The organism is Streptococcus sp. HMSC062H02 (assembly GCF_001813005.1).
In the GTDB taxonomy this organism is placed as follows: Bacteria; Bacillota; Bacilli; order Lactobacillales; family Streptococcaceae; genus Streptococcus; species Streptococcus oralis_S.
The window spans coordinates 113988-129876 of sequence record NZ_KV811134.1; the positions used below are offsets into that span (position 1 = coordinate 113988).

Genomic DNA, 15889 nt, shown 5'->3' on the forward strand with positions numbered 1-15889 from the left:
ATGACTGCCATTTTGTGGTATAATGAACTTATCATTATTAAGAGGTATGGACATGAAAGAAACTGTTTATTTTGGAACTTACACTCGTCGCTTATCTAAAGGGATTTACAAGGCAGATTTTGATACAGAAACAGGCCAGCTTGAAAATCTTGAACTCTTTGCTGCTGAACCAAGTCCAACCTACCTTGCCTTTGACCAACAGCAACACTTATACACCGTAGGGAGTCAGGATGGCTTAGGCGGAATCGCTGCTTACAAGACAGATGGCGCTTTGCTAAATCATGTGGTTGAAGAAGGCGCTCCCCATTGTTATGTGGCAGTGGATGAAAAGCGTGGTCTCGTTTATGGGGCCAACTATCATAGGGGTCAAGTTCTGGTTTATAAACGTCAAACGGATGGTAGCCTTATCCAAACGGATCTAGTTCAGCATAGTGGACAAGGTCCTCATGAAAATCAAACTTCTCCTCATGTCCACTTTACAGATCTAACACCTGACCAGTATCTCGTCACATGTGATCTAGGTACGGATGAAGTAACGACCTACGATGTCGGTCCAGAAGGAAAACTAAGTAAACTCTATACTTATCATAGCCAAGCTGGAGCAGGTGCTCGCCACATCGTTTTCCACCATCACTATAAGATTGCCTATCTCATCTGCGAACTTAATAGTACGATAGAGGTCTTGATTTATGATGGGGTTGGTGAATTTGAACGCATGCAAGTTATTTCAACCTTACCAGATGGATACGAAGGCTTTAATGCTACTGCTGCCATTCGTCTTTCAAAAGATGGCAAATACCTCTATGCATCCAACCGAGGTCATGATTCCATTGCAGTCTATACAATCCTCGCTGATGGTAGCTTGGAATTATTAGAGATTGTACCAAGCCATGGTAAAAATCCACGTGATTTCGACCTGAGTCCTGATCAAGAGTTTCTCATTGCTGTTCATCAAGATTCTGATAACGCAACCGTCTTTAAGCGCAATCCTAAAAGTGGTCGTCTTGCAGAGCTTTCTAACGACTTCCATGTCCCTGAAGGAGTCTGCATCAACTTCCCACATTAAAAAAAATGAACTTGAGTTTCAAGTTCATTTTTTTATAGTCTATTTCCGACATTGATACGGTTGATAGCACGTTGCAATGCGATTTTTGCACGACGTTCTTGGTCAATCAAATGCTTGTCATGAGCTTCTTCGATTTCTCGTTCAGCTCGAAGTTTCGCACGTTCTGCACGACTGATGTCAATATCACGAGCACGCTCTGCTGAGTCTGCTACAATAGTAATGATATCATTAGCAATCTCGATAATTCCTCCGTTCACTGCAATCCAGTTCACATGAGTATCATCATCGATACGTTTTACCTTCACTTCATCAACCGCTAAAACCGCAATCATATTTTCATGTCGTGGCAAGATCCCCATCTCACCATCCAGAGTTCGTACCGATACAAAGCTGGCATGGTGATCATAGACGAGGCCATCTGGTGTCACGATCTGGACAGTTAAATGAGCCATAGATCACCTCTTAAAATCCCATTTTTTCTGCCTTAGCAATGACGTCTTCGATTGAACCGACACCACGGAAGGCATCTTCTGGTAACTGGTCATGTTTTCCTTCAAGGATTTCCTTAAAGCCACGAACTGTTTCCCCTACTGGCACATAAGAACCAGGTTGACCAGTAAATTGTTCGGCAACGTTAAAGTTTTGAGACAAGAAGAACTGGATACGTCGGGCACGTGCAACCAAAGTCTTTTCTTCATCAGAAAGTTCATCCATACCAAGGATAGCAATGATATCTTGCAATTCATGGTAACGTTGAAGGACACGTTTGACTTCCGCAGCAACTGCATAGTGCTCCTCACCAACAATCTCAGGTGCCAAGGCACGAGAGCTTGAAGCCAACGGATCAACGGCTGGGTAGATACCCAACTGTACCAACTTACGTTCCAAGTTTGTAGTTGAATCCAAGTGAGCAAAGGCTGTTGCTGGCGCCGGGTCAGTATAGTCATCGGCTGGCACATAGATAGCCTGGATAGAGGTTACAGAGCCCTTCTTGGTTGATGTGATACGCTCTTGCAATTGACCCATTTCAGTAGCAAGTGTTGGTTGGTAACCAACGGCTGAAGGCATACGACCCAAAAGGGCAGATACTTCTGAACCAGCTTGAGTGAAACGGAAGATATTGTCGATAAAGAGAAGCACATCTTGGCCTTCTACATCACGGAAGTATTCGGCGATTGTCAAACCAGTAAGGGCAACACGCATACGGGCTCCTGGTGGCTCATTCATCTGACCAAATACCATGGCTGTTTTCTCGATAACGCCTGATTCTTTCATTTCCCAGTAAAGGTCGTTCCCTTCACGAGTACGTTCCCCAACACCGGTAAATACTGAAATACCACCGTGTTCTTGGGCAATGTTGTGAATCAATTCTTGGATCAAGACAGTTTTACCAACTCCGGCACCACCGAAAAGTCCAACTTTACCACCTTTTAGGTAAGGGGCAAGAAGGTCGATAACCTTGATCCCTGTTTCTAAGATTTCAGATGAGGTAGACAATTCATCAAAAGTTGGAGCTTTCTTATGAATTGGCTGACGCTCAGCGTCTTCAGCGAAAGGAGCATCCAAGTCAATCGTATCCCCCAAAACGTTGAAGACACGTCCCAAAGTTTCTTTACCTACTGGTACAGAGATTGGACGGCCTGTGTCCAAAACTTCCATTCCACGAGTCAAACCATCTGTTGATTCCATGGCGATCGTACGGACCATACCATCACCCAACTCCAAGGCTACTTCAAGGACGATTTTTGTTTTTCTTTCGTCATTTTTGTAGACGACAAGTGCATTGTTAATCTCAGGAAGTGTTTCCCCTGCTGCAAACAAGACGTCTACAACGGGTCCGATAACCTGAGCAATTTTACCTGAACTCATCTCCTTCTCCTATTCTATATAAGATACTGTCGGTTCCTAGTTCAACTAGGTCCTAATACTCTTCGAAAATCAAATTCAAACCACGTCAGCATCACCTTACCGTACTCAAGTACAGCCTGCGGCTAGCTTCCTAGTTTGCTCTTTGATTTTCATTGAGTATAAGTTCATTTTCATACGAGCTGGACTAAATCCTATTCTAAGGCACTAGCCCCCGCTACGATTTCTGTAATTTCTTGTGTAATCGCCGCCTGTCTAGCACGGTTATACTGGATTGTCAAATCATTGATGACCTTCTTGGCATTATCAGTCGCCGTTTGCATGGCGGTCATACCTGCAGCATTCTCAGCTGTCTTGGCATCGATAATAGCGCCGTAAATCATACTTTCGGCATACTGTGGCAACAACTGCTCTAGAATCTCATCACGGCTCGTTTCTAACTCAAAGGTCAAGCTATACTCTTCATCCGCTTCATTTGGATCCAAGTCAACAATCGGAAGCATTTGTTCCACACGCATTTGACTTGTGAGAGTATTGACATGATGGTTGTAGCAGACGTACAATTCATCAAAAAGTTCGTTTTGGTACATCTCAATCGTTTTTGAAATAATTTTACGAACTTCATCAAAACTAGGTTGATCTGCCAAGCCACGTAGTTCATAGATTGGCTGAATACCACGAGCCTTAAAGAAATCAGCTCCCATACCACCGATACAGATTATCTCAAAATCTTTACCATCTGGATGATATTCTTCTTTTAACTCCATCACAGCTTTAAGGATGGAAGCATTATAACCTCCAACCAAGCCACGGTCTGAAGTGATAACGATATAGCCTGTTTTCTGAACTGGGCGACTGATGAGCATCGGATTGGTAGAACCACCAGATCCGTTACCATGCAGAATATCCGTCAAAAGCTTACGGACTTTCTGAGCGTAAACTTGGAAGTTGCGCGCTGCTTCTTCAGAGCGACCTAACTTGGCAGCCGATACCATTTGCATGGCATTAGTGATTTGACTCGTATTTTTGGTTGAGGCGATTTTTGTTTTAATATCATTTAGAGATACTGCCATCTGACACCTCTATTCTTATTGGAAGCTGGATTGATTGAGAAACTCTGTAATCGCAGCATCCAAGACTGCTTCTTCTGGCAAGTCTTTTGTTTCACGAATGGTTTCCAAAATCTCTGGATAATGAGCATCAAAGAAAGTATGGAACTCTTCCTCAAAACGAACAATGTCATCTACTGGAATCGTATCCAAGAAACCATGTGTCAAAGCATAGAGAATAGTTACTTGTTTCTCAACAGGTAGTGGTTTATGGACAGGTTGTTTCAATACTTCCACAGTACGACGCCCACGGTTTAACTTAGCCTGTGTTGCTGCATCCAAGTCAGAACCAAACTTAGTGAAGGCCTCCAACTCACGGTATGAAGCAAGGTCGATACGAAGTGTACCAGCTACTTTCTTCATGGCTTTGATTTGTGCCGAACCACCTACACGGGATACAGACGAACCCGCATCGATGGCTGGACGAATACCCGCATTGAAGAGACCATCACCAAGGAAGATTTGTCCGTCAGTGATAGAGATCACGTTGGTTGCGATATAGGCAGAGATATCTCCCGCTTGTGTCTCGATAAATGGTAGGGCTGTAATAGATCCACCACCAAGTTCATCAGAAACTTTAGCTGAGCGCTCAAGCAAACGGCTGTGAAGGTAGAAAACATCCCCTGGGAAGGCTTCACGACCTGGTGGACGACGAAGCAAGAGGGAAAGTTCACGATAAGCGACCGCTTGTTTTGAAAGATCATCGTAAACGATCAAAACATGCTTGCCTTGGTACATAAACTCTTCTGCCATAGCAACTCCAGCATAAGGAGCTAGGAAGAGCAATGGAGATGGTTGTGAAGCAGAGGCTGTCACAACGATTGTGTAGTCCAAGGCACCGTACTGACGAAGTGTTTCTACTTGTGTACGGACTGTTGATTCTTTTTGTCCAATTGCTACGTAGATACAGATCATATCTTGACCTTTTTGGTTCAAGATTGTATCAATCGCAATAGTTGTTTTCCCTGTCTGACGGTCACCGATAATCAACTCACGTTGACCACGACCAATCGGAACAAGGGCGTCAATAGCTTTCAAACCTGTTTGTAATGGTTCTGATACAGACTTACGTTGCATAACGCCAGGAGCTGGCGCTTCTACTGGACGAGTCTTGTCAGTATGGATGTCACCAAGACCATCAACTGGACGACCAAGTGGGTCGACAACACGTCCGATCAGGCTATCCCCCACAGGAACTTCCATAATTTTACCTGTACGGCGAATAGTATCACCTTCACGAATATCTGTAAAGTCTCCAAGGATGATAATCCCAACGTCTGTAGACTCCAAGTTTTGCGCCATACCATAAGAGCCGTTTTCAAAGATCAACAACTCTCCACTCATGGCATTTTCAAGACCGTGAGCACGCGCAATTCCGTCCCCGATATAGGTTACAACACCTGTTTCAGACACATCAAAATTAGGTTTGAAATTTTCAATTTGTTGCTTAATTAAAGCGCTGATTTCTTGTGCGTTAATTGCCAAAAGAACACCACTTTCTATTTCAAATTTTCTTTAACAACTCGAAGTTGTTGTTTTATACTCACATCAATTGTCTTGTGATTAGCAAAAATGACAAAACCACCAATGAGTCCTTCATCAATTTGTTCTTTGATACTCCGTACTTTCAGAGACATTTTTTTCTCTATCAAGGGAAGCAAACGTTCCTTCTGTTCATCCGTTAAAGGATGAGCTGAAGAAATCGTTACTACAAAATGATTGGTTTCTCTTTCAAGACGATTCAAACAATCAACAATGATATCATAAAATAGATTTGCTCTGTGATTGTAAATCAGAACCTGAATAAAGTTTTGCATTAAAGGTGAGACAGAGTCTTGAAAAAAACCAACTGTATTTTCCTTATCAGACTCATCAACTGCTACCTGAGCTAAAAAAGAAGGTAAACCCGTTTCTTCTGCGACTTGCTTGATTTGATCCAAGTCTGAAAAAATCCGGTCCTCTTCTCCTTTTTCAATCACTAATTGGACAAAAGGCATGCTGTACTTTTCAATTACCTTTGCTGTTTTCTTGTCCATTAGGCTTCTCCTAGCTGATCGATATACTGATCAATGAGTTCCTTATGAGCATGACTGTCAAGGTTTTTTGAGATGATTTTACCAGCGAGACTAATCGTCAAATCTGCCACCTCGCCCTTAACACTTTGTAAAGCTTCAGCTTTATTTTGCGCAATTTCTTGGTTGGCTTTTTCTTTTAAGCGCCCTGCTTCAAGTTTAGCTTCGGCTAAAATATCGGCTTTACTTTTCTCAGCAGTTCCCTTTGCATTCTCGATAATCGTTTTAGCTTCGGTACGGCTACCTGCTAACTCAGCTTCACGTTGGTTAGCTAGTTCCTCAGCCTTTTTACGGGCTTCCTCGGCACCATCAATATCTGAAGAAATCTTTTCAGCACGTTCATCCAAGATGCTGGAAATATTTCCCCAAGCATATTTTTTCACTAAAAAGATTAATAAAAGGAAGGAACCAGCGATAAGAATAAAGTCACCGATAATGGTACTAATAGTTAAATCCATCTTCTAATCCTCCTCTACTTACTCTTCCCCTTCATTTATTTTTTTACCAATGTACATAGATGACAACATGGTAAATACATAAGCCTGAATACATGAAATGAAAATTGAAAAGGCTGTCCATAACATGTTTGCGATAAAGGCAAAAGGATACCAATACAAAGCATTTTGTGACAAGGCTAATAGCAATCCAGCTAAGACCTCACCGGCAAAAATATTTCCGTAGATCCGAATCGCCAAGGAAGCAAAATTGGTGAACTCTTCTAAAATGTTCATCGGAGTCATAAAGCCAGGTGTAACAAATGCTCTCAAATATTCTTTAACGCCTCTACGACGAACTCCTTCTACATGGGCGATCAAAGTGATCAAGAATGATAGGGATAAATCGTATCCAAGGTTGGCTGTTGGAGAAGTCCACAAGTTATAACCGTTTGTTGTTTGTACTTTTGCCATTAAGCCGATATTATTGGCAACCAAGATAAACAGAAATAGAGAAAACAGAAATAAGGAATAATCCTTGATGTATGATTCTCCAATGTTTGGTTTGGTAAAACCAATCACAAAGTCGTAAATCATCTCAAGAGCATTTTGTTTGCCCTTTGGACGGATGGTCATTTTACGACTTGCCCAGTAGACAAAGGCAAAAACCATCAAAACAGTTACAAGAGACATGGCAAGCAGGGTCAAATCAAAGGATATTGGTCCAATATTAACGGTTGGATTCAAACTTTCTTCCATGGTTTGACACCTCCATTTCTAAATAGAGTTGTCTATTTAATGACAAATGACATCGCCAAGGTTACAAAGAATGTTCCTTCGATAAAGGCAATCCCCATGATCATCAAACTACGCAATTGTGGGATGATATCTGGTTGGCGTGCTGCAGACTTGAACAAACCGTTCATCAAAAATCCTTCTGCAAGGGATACACCCATACAGGCAAGACATAGACCGAAAAATGTTAAATTCATGATGAATTCTCCTTTTATTTAAAATTTACTTACTTAGTTTAGTCCTAAAATTTGTTTTTGTCAACTTTTTACTTACGTTGGAAGCGTTTCAGATGATTTATTTTTATTTTTGCTATTTTTATACCACTGTATAGATAAGTTTCTCATTTTATGATGAAATGTGTTTCCACTTTCTCTATATTTTCCGAAATAAATTGAAAAATCCAAGTTTAGAACTTGGATAGATTCATTTTATTTGAAATAGTGGGAATAGTGTTGTTTACACCCTGGATTAAATGGAGATTTGCAATAAGGGCAGGCTATCTGCTTTTGATATTCTTGAAATGTTATTGTCCTCATACAAGCCCCACATAAAATCGGTCGATCCTCCGCAAGCGTCAAGGGGTAAGGTGAAAACAAATGCGTTTCTATAGCATTGTGGCACTGATAGCAAGCATAGTATTTTTTACACTCATAGCACTGGAGGGAAATAATATCCTTTTCACCATGATAGTGAACACATCTGCTTTCATTATCTACCAACAATCCTTGCACTTGAATCATTCCCTTTTCCTTATCTAGGCACGAACTGTGACACTTGTCCCGTCTTCCTTATAGAGATTGATAAGACCTTCTTTGAGAGCTCGAACCATATCCCCAGCTTGCACAGGTTGAGGAACCTTAATGGTCAAGAGTTCCATTGGATTTGGAGCACGGTCGATTTTATTGCCTTTAGAATCGTGAAGATTTTCGATATAGGTTTCAAAATGACGGAAACCTGGTCCATAAAACTCAACTTGATCGCCTTCATTGATAACATTCCGTTGACGAATGGTTGCTGTCTGGGTTGCATCATCATAAGAAACCACCTCAGCGACAAACTTGTATTCAGGGATTTTACGACGTGCACCAAACAACTGTTCATTTTCTGTAGGTGTGCTATAGTAGAAACCTGTTGCCAATTCACGTTGGGCAACCTTCCACATCTCATCTACCAGGTCTTGTTTAATAGCTTCAAATTTTTCTGGGCTTTCAAGGTAAGCATCCACAGCCGCCTTGTAACAGTTGGTCACAGTTGAAACATAGTGGATTGACTTCATACGACCTTCAATTTTTAGACTATCCACACCATTTTCAATCATATCTGGAATATGATCAATCATAGACATGTCCACGGCTGACATCGAAAATTCTTCAGGAATTTCACCTTTAAGACTCTTGCGTTCTTGGCCAAAAGGCATGTCGTAAAGGTCGTATTTCCAACGGCAAGACTGAGAACATCCACCACGATTGGCATCACGCATACTCATGTGGTTTGAAAGCGTACAGCGACCTGAGTAAGAAATACACATCGCTCCATGTACAAAGGCTTCAATCTCTACGTCTGTGCGTTTGCGAATCTCTGCCAATTCTTCCATTGAGACCTCACGCGCCAAAACCACACGAGTTAGACCAAGTTCTTTCCAGAACTCAAGAGTTTCATAGTTGGTCGCACTGGCTTGGGTTGAAAGGTGGATTTCAAGACCTGGTGCTTCTGTTGCTGCAATCATAATCAAGGCCGGATCTGACACGATAACTGCCGCAATCCCAATGTCACGCAACTTACGGAACCACTCACCAGCCCCAGCTTCATTTCCTTCGTGCATAACCATGTTGGCAGCTACATAGACCTTGGCACCATACTTGGCAGCGAACTGCACGCCTTCTTCCATCTGTTCAAAGGTGAAGTTTCCTGCACGGCTACGAAGACCATAAGCTTGTCCACCTATAAAAACAGCATCAGCTCCATACCGAACAGCCACTTTTAGCTTCTCTAAAGTCCCTGCAGGCGATAAAACCTCAGGACGTTTTAATGTTTTTGTCATTTTTTCTCCTATTTGCAATATAAAAGTTTGACGTTTTTCCTTCTCATTTTATAGTAAATAAAGGATAAAATCAAGCCTAGACAGATTGTTTTGACAATTCTAATCTTTTAAGAAAACAAAAAACTAGCCTTTCTAGACTAGTTATTTTCAAGATAAAATTCAAAGCGTTCGCCCACGTATTGACTCTTTACATACTCGAAAGCCGTCCCATCTTCAAGATAAGAGACCTGAGTCAAGGCTAAAATTGCATGCCCCTTTTCGACTTCCAGATAGTGAGCAATTTTTTCCTTAGCCAATCTTGCATAAATGGTCTGTTGGGATTTGCTAATCCGATAGCCATGTTCTTGCAAGGTCTGAAAGAAATGACTGGTTACTTCTTCTTTTTTAAAATTCTTAATAAACTTTTCAGGGATAGAAGCTACTTCATAGACCAGTGGAACTTGATCGGCGTAACGCACCCGTTCCATACGGATGATATTTTCAGTTGGTGAAATACCTAGCTTTGCCACTTCCTGCTCATTGGGAATGGTTCTCCTGTAAGAAATGAGCTGACTAGAGGGAACTTTCCCCTGAGATTTGACAATCTCCGTAAAACTAGTGGTTCCCCGCATTTTTTCTTGAACCCGAGTGCTAGAAACAAAGGTTCCGCTTCCAACACGACGCTCCAAAACCCCCTCCTCAACCAAGAGAGAGATGGCCTGGCGTAATGTCATCCGGCTCACTTGAAAATGTTCAGCTAAATCTCGCTCACTTGGAAGCCTCTCTCCGATTTTCCAATGATGCTCATCTATATCCTTCTTGATCTGATCGTGGATTTTCATATAAGCTGGTAACATGATTCTCACTTCTTTTCTTTATTTTCTCCATTGTACCGTATTTGCTAAGAAAAAGTCAAACTTTGCCTTGTTTAGTTGGTAATTCGCCCCTATTTGTGATAGAATATTGAAAAAGATATTTCTTTTGAGAAAGGAAAAAGATGAGCAACATTTCAACTGACTTGCAAGATGTCGAAAAAATCATCGTGCTGGACTACGGTAGCCAATACAACCAGCTGATTTCACGCCGTATTCGTGAAATTGGTGTTTTTTCAGAGTTAAAAAGTCATAAAATTTCAGCCGCAGAGGTTCGTGCGATTAACCCTGTAGGGATCATCCTCTCTGGTGGACCAAACTCTGTATACGAAGATGGTTCATTTGATATTGACCCAGAAATTTTTGAACTTGGCATTCCAATTTTGGGAATCTGCTATGGTATGCAACTTTTAACTCATAAACTTGGAGGAAAAGTTGTCCCTGCTAGTGATGCTGGTAACCGTGAGTATGGTCAATCACCACTTACCCATACCACTTCTGCCCTCTTTGAAGGAACTCCTGAAGAACAGATTGTTTTGATGAGCCATGGCGATGCTGTTACAGAGATTCCAGCTGATTTTGTTCGTACTGGTACTTCTGCTGACTGTCCTTATGCAGCTATTGAAAACCCTGAAAAGCACATCTATGGTATCCAATTTCACCCAGAAGTTCGCCATTCTGTATACGGGAATGATATCCTTCGCAACTTTGCCCTTAACATCTGTCAGGCTAAAGGCGACTGGTCAATGGACAACTTTATCGATATGCAGATCAAGAAAATCCGTGAGACTGTAGGTGACAAGCGTGTTCTTCTCGGCCTATCAGGTGGTGTTGACTCTTCTGTCGTTGGCGTTCTTCTCCAGAAAGCAATCGGCGATCAATTGATCTGTATCTTTGTTGACCACGGTCTTCTCCGTAAAGGGGAAGCAGACCAAGTTATGGACATGCTTGGTGGTAAGTTTGGGTTGAATATCGTCAAGGCAGATGCCGCTAAACGATTCCTTGATAAACTTGCAGGTGTTTCTGACCCTGAACAAAAACGTAAAATCATCGGAAACGAGTTTGTTTATGTATTTGATGACGAAGCAAGCAAGCTCAAAGATGTGAAATTCCTTGCTCAGGGAACGCTTTACACTGACGTGATTGAGTCTGGTACAGATACTGCTCAAACCATCAAATCACACCACAACGTTGGTGGTCTTCCTGAAGACATGCAGTTTGAACTGATTGAACCATTGAACACTCTTTATAAAGACGAAGTCCGTGCTCTCGGTACAGAGCTTGGTATGCCAGACCACATCGTATGGCGCCAACCATTCCCAGGACCAGGACTTGCTATCCGTGTTATGGGTGAAATCACTGAAGAAAAACTAGAAACTGTTCGTGAGTCTGATGCTATCCTTCGTGAAGAAATCGCTAAGGCTGGCCTTGACCGCGATATCTGGCAATACTTCACTGTTAACACCGGCGTTCGTTCAGTAGGTGTTATGGGTGACGGACGTACTTATGACTATACCATTGCAATCCGTGCTATCACTTCTATCGATGGTATGACAGCTGACTTCGCTAAGATTCCTTGGGAAGTTCTCCAAAAAATCTCAGTTCGTATCGTAAATGAAGTTGACCACGTTAACCGCATCGTCTACGATATTACAAGTAAACCACCTTCAACCGTTGAGTGGGAGTAAAATATAAGAGTAACTTTGGCTAAGAAACCTTAATTTAACAGCATTTGAATTGTTTTAATTGGTCTTAAAAATGGGGTGAATTCATTTGAATTGTCTCCAAAAGAAGTTCGATTTATGAACTTCTTTTTTATTTCATTTTGATAGAGGTATACAAAAGGCAGGTATTTACACCTGCCTCGTTTTTTTATATAGCTTTAACATTAGTATTTATTCCCCGAGATAATTTCAAAAATATCTAATCCTTGTTCGATTTGCTCGTTTAATTTTTTTACTTTTTGTGTCGCAATTTGCTTATAGTCATCTAAAGGAATTTTTTCAAATGAAAAATCGTTATAAAAATAGTTGTCTAATTTTTCTTTTTGTTTATTGCTTAACTCTCTAGAAAATGTGATGTGAATCAAACAATCACCTTCTAGTCCAATTCTTTCCACTACACTATGTTTAATGTATTCTCCAGACTTAGAAATGTAAAAGTTATCAATTTCCTTCATTTCAATTTTTCTTATAGAACTACCAAATGCTGGGGCATCTTTTTTATAGTGAAAAATGTATATTGGTTGTGTAGGCATAGATTCCCAAGCTCTATTACTAGGCAGAGAAAGTAACTTTTTTTCTGATTTTTCAATAAGCTGTTTATAATAAACTATATCACTTTCACGCTCCTCAGCTTTTAGTATTATGCTGTTTCGAGGAAGAATTTGGCTAACATTTTTTTTTGCTTCATTACTGAGTAATAGATGTCAATTCCTGCATTATACGCTTCTCTTGCATCACGTTCTCGATATATACTGAGTTTAATATCGTAATGTTTGTAATTGTCACAGCATAATGCCATTAAAATGTATGATGAAAGTGTATAAGTTGCTCCTCCATAGTGGTCTTGTTCATAAAAATATCCTAAATTCAAATCCTTAAGGAATACATCTATTTTACCAAGATCTAATTCGTAAAGATTTTTTCCTTTATATTCAATGGGTACAAATTTATGAGAAGAAATTTTTATGTCTCTATCAGCTATAAGATAGTTGAGACTACCGCCATTTTTTAATAAATAAGTAATACTCTCATACGTTTGATAATCGTAACCTATGTTTTCTTTTCCATTGTCAACAAACAATATTGGAGAATCTGACATTTTAGTTAATGCAAGTTCCTTTACATTTGTATATGAAACGGATTCTAGTTTTTCTTTTTTCTGATTCAGTCTATCTTTAATCCAGTTGATTATGTACATTGTCCACCTCGCTACACTCCTTACCCCTAACCAGTAACCAGTATGTCCAGTATTAGGGAAATTATTTTTCTTTAATAAGTTCTTCATATTTGCTCAATCAAGACTTTAGTCTTTTCAATATAGCCATCAATGAAACTGGTATGGTCAAGCATAACCTTATCTTCAAAAGTGATATACTCAGTTGGCTTTTCAATGCCATAAACTGACTGCAAAAGGTCAAGCCAAAAAGGCTGTGAATCTTGTCGTTCATTCCCTCTATCTTTCCAACGTGCAACAAACTCATTTGCTTGATTCTTCTGTTCCTTTAGTGTCATCACAGTCTTGTTAGACTGATCACTGTTCCCCTTATCTAACATCACATACCTCACATATTTCATCAGCAAAAAGGATTTAATAGTTATTTAGTATATTGTGTGAGCAATGCACTAAAGGGTACTCCTTTACCAATTTTTCATATTCACGCTATTATACCATTTAAGGATAAAAATTCAGTCTTCAATAATTTTATAGACATATCCAAAAAACTTTGAGACATAAAACTCAAAGTTTTTTATTTCTCCTATCTCTAAACCATTCCATTTGCTCTCGTTCTTCTTTTGCTAAATAGCTATTAGGATGCTTTTTGATGTATAATCTCCTTCTAAGATGTTCGTTCCATCGGTCTGCTTGTTTTTCACTGTCTAGTATCAATGGCTTTAATTCAGCGGAATCACCAGAGGAAAAATAAGCTAATATTTCATTCCCTTTTTGATATTTTTTGATATACCCAAGATAGTTACCACCCCAGTGATTACTGTCTTCATGTTTACTCTGTAAAACAGTCATTTCCTCAAAAACTCTGTCAATCAATTTGGATATCCTAGTAACATGGAGCAAATCCGAATATTCATCTATTAGTTCTTCTTTTGCATTGAGAGCCTCAAGCTCGTCTAAAAAATTATCATCCCAAGAAGAGCTATAAATTCCTAATAATTTCGAAGATTCAAATTCAATAATTCTCTTCTTATATCCCTGAGCTTCTTTTTGAATAGCAACCATAGATTCAATACTATGATATTCAAATCCTTCTCTCTCATTTATAAATTGCTCAAACTTGTCTTTCAACACCTCCTCATAAAACAAAGATAAAACTCTTTCAATCTTTGCCAATCTATTCTCCCCCTCCTGCCTACTCGGGAAGGATGAATTATAAAAACTTACAAAGTATTCTATATCCAATGTAAAGATATCTTCAAAAGAATTCTCATGTGTACCAAATCTTTCACTGGCTCTAAAAATACCTGTCATAAGTAATTCCCAGTTATCCTTAACAAGAAGGCTATACACCTTTTTAGTATCTTTGACATTTTGCTTTATTTTCTCAAACACAATATTTAATGGGACATAACCTAAAACAATTCTCCATAAGTTTTCATCATATTTTTCATACAAAATATCTAGCATCAATGCTGTTGGAAAAAACGTCTCCATTGTACGCTGTTCCGACTCACTTCCGAAAAAAATTTCGTCATATGATTTGAACATCATATTTCGTTTTCTAAAATTGATTTGTTCTTCTTCATTTAATCCAAAGCCGGTATCGGTTGGACTAATTTTACAATTATTGTAAATTGCCCTAACTGCTGAATTGGTAAATAAATGAGGATTTTTTTTATTTATTTTTCCTCCTCGAATTTGTCCAATTAAAGGGGCATTTTTTGAATATATTTCTTCATTTGACAACTTGCTATATTTTGGATTCTGTTTTTTCTTTTTACCATGTTCCCAATAGTATTCCCGAGAAGATACTTCTTTACGTTCTCTATTTATCTCTCTCACTTTACAATCTAACCGAAGGGAAGCAATATCGAGCAAGTATTTCTTAGTATTCTTGAACTTCATACAAAACCTGGTATTTCTTTCATTAAAATAAATTATTTATATCTAAATTATACCACGTTTTTTGACTTTATAATAATATCAGGGATATTTATATCTCAAAAAATAAAAAGTCCAAAAGCTGGCCAGCAAAGGACGGATCGAAACAATATGATTACTATGCGGTAAAGGTTTAGTTTTGCATATTACTGTTTCACCGTTTCTTTTTTGTGCCATTCTTGCATCTACTCGGTAACTGTAATTGCTCATTTGTTTCTTTCCGTCTGAGGACAGGAAAGGACAACTTATGCTAAAAGCTAAAGTTAAAACTCTCTATTGTGAATTACTTGGTCAAGCTATCAAACAAGAATTGATTGAGCAAGGTAAAGCTCAGAACAGTATCTTTTATTATAATTTTGATGAACCTATAGAAATCTCTGCTCCTGCCGTTAGTCAAATCCTAAGAGGTAAACGAAATATTACCTTAGACACTGTAGATGCCTTGCAAGAAACACTAAATCTTCCTAATGTAAAGAGTGTTTTCTTCCCTAGTATTGACTTTTGCAAGTTTCTCATTACTCAATTGACAGAACTTATTCTTTCTGAAGGACACGATTCCACAAAGCATCTTTTCAAATCCAAAAAGAAAGGTATTCAACAAAATCTCTCAACCTTGGCAACTGAATTATATGATTTCTTCCCTGATTTTCCAAAGGAAGAAACATCTTACCAAATTGCTGATAGCCTAGTTGAATGGTTAATCGAATTCGTCTCACTCGTAGCACAACTTTGAGTGCTACACTTTCAAAAATCTTGAAATCAAGAAAAGTCTAAAACGTCTATCATAGATATGTACTTAGCTAAGACAGTCCAGCT

17 protein-coding genes and 1 pseudogene are annotated in these 15889 nt (G+C 39.4%); 3 read left to right on the forward strand and 15 right to left on the reverse strand.

Annotated features, from left to right (window positions below; all coding sequences use genetic code 11):
• Positions 1-52: 52 nt before the first annotated feature.
• Complete coding sequence (locus tag HMPREF2885_RS08990; protein WP_070657863.1) at positions 53-1066, forward strand: lactonase family protein; 1014 nt, start codon at positions 53-55, stop codon at positions 1064-1066.
• A gap of 32 nt (positions 1067-1098) precedes the next feature.
• Here the strand turns inward: HMPREF2885_RS08990 and HMPREF2885_RS08995 are convergent, their stop codons facing one another.
• The 11 genes from HMPREF2885_RS08995 to HMPREF2885_RS09040 form a co-directional block, all read right to left on the reverse strand.
• A complete protein-coding gene (locus HMPREF2885_RS08995) occupies positions 1099-1518 on the reverse strand; it encodes a F0F1 ATP synthase subunit epsilon (RefSeq protein ID WP_000940836.1) in 420 nt (139 codons plus the stop codon).
• Between the two features lie 10 nt (positions 1519-1528).
• On the reverse strand, positions 1529-2935 hold the full coding sequence (gene atpD / locus HMPREF2885_RS09000) for a F0F1 ATP synthase subunit beta (protein WP_070535203.1): 1407 nt from the start codon (positions 2933-2935) through the stop codon (positions 1529-1531).
• A gap of 191 nt (positions 2936-3126) precedes the next feature.
• A complete protein-coding gene (locus HMPREF2885_RS09005) occupies positions 3127-4005 on the reverse strand; it encodes a F0F1 ATP synthase subunit gamma (protein ID WP_070657866.1) in 879 nt (292 codons plus the stop codon).
• A gap of 15 nt (positions 4006-4020) precedes the next feature.
• On the reverse strand, positions 4021-5526 hold the full coding sequence (atpA, locus tag HMPREF2885_RS09010; RefSeq protein WP_000996617.1) for a F0F1 ATP synthase subunit alpha: 1506 nt from the start codon (positions 5524-5526) through the stop codon (positions 4021-4023).
• A 14-nt stretch (positions 5527-5540) separates the two neighbouring features.
• Positions 5541-6077 (reverse strand): F0F1 ATP synthase subunit delta, encoded by a 537-nt coding sequence (locus HMPREF2885_RS09015; RefSeq protein WP_070535201.1) that lies wholly within the window; start codon positions 6075-6077, stop codon positions 5541-5543.
• Complete coding sequence (gene atpF / locus HMPREF2885_RS09020) at positions 6077-6571, reverse strand: F0F1 ATP synthase subunit B (protein WP_070535199.1); 495 nt, start codon at positions 6569-6571, stop codon at positions 6077-6079. The genes HMPREF2885_RS09015 and atpF overlap by 1 nt, the downstream gene beginning before the upstream one ends.
• A gap of 18 nt (positions 6572-6589) precedes the next feature.
• A complete protein-coding gene (atpB, locus tag HMPREF2885_RS09025) occupies positions 6590-7306 on the reverse strand; it encodes a F0F1 ATP synthase subunit A (RefSeq protein WP_000392938.1) in 717 nt (238 codons plus the stop codon).
• A gap of 32 nt (positions 7307-7338) precedes the next feature.
• On the reverse strand, positions 7339-7539 hold the full coding sequence (locus HMPREF2885_RS09030) for a F0F1 ATP synthase subunit C (protein WP_001054551.1): 201 nt from the start codon (positions 7537-7539) through the stop codon (positions 7339-7341).
• 231 nt (positions 7540-7770) lie between these two features.
• Positions 7771-8082 carry a CHY zinc finger protein gene (locus tag HMPREF2885_RS10000; protein ID WP_081102795.1) on the reverse strand — a complete coding sequence of 104 codons (312 nt, stop codon included), beginning with the start codon at positions 8080-8082 and terminating at the stop codon, positions 7771-7773.
• Between the two features lie 14 nt (positions 8083-8096).
• On the reverse strand, positions 8097-9383 hold the full coding sequence (locus HMPREF2885_RS09035) for a peptidase U32 family protein (RefSeq protein WP_000169124.1): 1287 nt from the start codon (positions 9381-9383) through the stop codon (positions 8097-8099).
• 137 nt (positions 9384-9520) lie between these two features.
• On the reverse strand, positions 9521-10219 hold the full coding sequence (locus HMPREF2885_RS09040; protein WP_070657868.1) for a GntR family transcriptional regulator: 699 nt from the start codon (positions 10217-10219) through the stop codon (positions 9521-9523).
• A gap of 140 nt (positions 10220-10359) precedes the next feature.
• On the opposite strand from HMPREF2885_RS09040, the gene guaA reads away from it, so the two are divergent.
• The gene (gene guaA, locus HMPREF2885_RS09045) at positions 10360-11922 is read left to right on the forward strand and encodes a glutamine-hydrolyzing GMP synthase (protein ID WP_070657870.1); all 1563 of its coding nucleotides are present in this window, start codon (positions 10360-10362) and stop codon (positions 11920-11922) included.
• A 200-nt stretch (positions 11923-12122) separates the two neighbouring features.
• On the opposite strand, the gene HMPREF2885_RS10290 is transcribed toward guaA, so the two are convergent.
• The 4 genes and pseudogenes from HMPREF2885_RS10290 to HMPREF2885_RS09065 all read right to left on the reverse strand — a co-directional run bounded on the left by HMPREF2885_RS10290 (position 12123) and on the right by HMPREF2885_RS09065 (position 15037).
• On the reverse strand, positions 12123-12491 hold the full coding sequence (locus HMPREF2885_RS10290; RefSeq protein ID WP_049500262.1) for a hypothetical protein: 369 nt from the start codon (positions 12489-12491) through the stop codon (positions 12123-12125).
• A gap of 107 nt (positions 12492-12598) precedes the next feature.
• Positions 12599-13243 carry a hypothetical protein gene (locus HMPREF2885_RS10295; RefSeq protein ID WP_070657872.1) on the reverse strand — a complete coding sequence of 215 codons (645 nt, stop codon included), beginning with the start codon at positions 13241-13243 and terminating at the stop codon, positions 12599-12601.
• Positions 13244-13245: 2 nt separating this feature from the next.
• A pseudogene (locus HMPREF2885_RS09060) lies at positions 13246-13470 on the reverse strand (type IIL restriction-modification enzyme MmeI); the annotation flags it as partial.
• A gap of 226 nt (positions 13471-13696) precedes the next feature.
• A complete protein-coding gene (locus tag HMPREF2885_RS09065; protein ID WP_049500267.1) occupies positions 13697-15037 on the reverse strand; it encodes a hypothetical protein in 1341 nt (446 codons plus the stop codon).
• A gap of 283 nt (positions 15038-15320) precedes the next feature.
• On the opposite strand from HMPREF2885_RS09065, the gene HMPREF2885_RS09070 reads away from it, so the two are divergent.
• Positions 15321-15806 carry a helix-turn-helix domain-containing protein gene (locus tag HMPREF2885_RS09070; RefSeq protein WP_049500268.1) on the forward strand — a complete coding sequence of 162 codons (486 nt, stop codon included), beginning with the start codon at positions 15321-15323 and terminating at the stop codon, positions 15804-15806.
• Positions 15807-15889: the final 83 nt, after the last annotated feature.

What these genes read in the sequence shown, in the direction of transcription:
- HMPREF2885_RS09005 (WP_070657866.1), bottom strand. Translation starts at nt 4,005, where the DNA reads ATGGCAGTATCTCTAAATGATATTAAAACAAAAATCGCCTCAACCAAA.
- HMPREF2885_RS10000 (WP_081102795.1), bottom strand. Translation starts at nt 8,082, where the DNA reads ATGATTCAAGTGCAAGGATTGTTGGTAGATAATGAAAGCAGATGTGTT.
- HMPREF2885_RS09035 (WP_000169124.1), bottom strand. Translation starts at nt 9,383, where the DNA reads ATGACAAAAACATTAAAACGTCCTGAGGTTTTATCGCCTGCAGGGACT.
- HMPREF2885_RS09015 (WP_070535201.1), bottom strand. Translation starts at nt 6,077, where the DNA reads ATGGACAAGAAAACAGCAAAGGTAATTGAAAAGTACAGCATGCCTTTT.
- atpB (WP_000392938.1), bottom strand. Translation starts at nt 7,306, where the DNA reads ATGGAAGAAAGTTTGAATCCAACCGTTAATATTGGACCAATATCCTTT.
- guaA (WP_070657870.1), top strand. Translation starts at nt 10,360, where the DNA reads ATGAGCAACATTTCAACTGACTTGCAAGATGTCGAAAAAATCATCGTG.
- HMPREF2885_RS09065 (WP_049500267.1), bottom strand. Translation starts at nt 15,037, where the DNA reads ATGAAGTTCAAGAATACTAAGAAATACTTGCTCGATATTGCTTCCCTT.
- HMPREF2885_RS08990 (WP_070657863.1), top strand. Translation starts at nt 53, where the DNA reads ATGAAAGAAACTGTTTATTTTGGAACTTACACTCGTCGCTTATCTAAA.
- HMPREF2885_RS10290 (WP_049500262.1), bottom strand. Translation starts at nt 12,491, where the DNA reads ATGCCTACACAACCAATATACATTTTTCACTATAAAAAAGATGCCCCA.
- HMPREF2885_RS09040 (WP_070657868.1), bottom strand. Translation starts at nt 10,219, where the DNA reads ATGTTACCAGCTTATATGAAAATCCACGATCAGATCAAGAAGGATATA.
- atpF (WP_070535199.1), bottom strand. Translation starts at nt 6,571, where the DNA reads ATGGATTTAACTATTAGTACCATTATCGGTGACTTTATTCTTATCGCT.
- HMPREF2885_RS09030 (WP_001054551.1), bottom strand. Translation starts at nt 7,539, where the DNA reads ATGAATTTAACATTTTTCGGTCTATGTCTTGCCTGTATGGGTGTATCC.
- atpD (WP_070535203.1), bottom strand. Translation starts at nt 2,935, where the DNA reads ATGAGTTCAGGTAAAATTGCTCAGGTTATCGGACCCGTTGTAGACGTC.
- HMPREF2885_RS08995 (WP_000940836.1), bottom strand. Translation starts at nt 1,518, where the DNA reads ATGGCTCATTTAACTGTCCAGATCGTGACACCAGATGGCCTCGTCTAT.
- HMPREF2885_RS10295 (WP_070657872.1), bottom strand. Translation starts at nt 13,243, where the DNA reads ATGAAGAACTTATTAAAGAAAAATAATTTCCCTAATACTGGACATACT.
- HMPREF2885_RS09070 (WP_049500268.1), top strand. Translation starts at nt 15,321, where the DNA reads ATGCTAAAAGCTAAAGTTAAAACTCTCTATTGTGAATTACTTGGTCAA.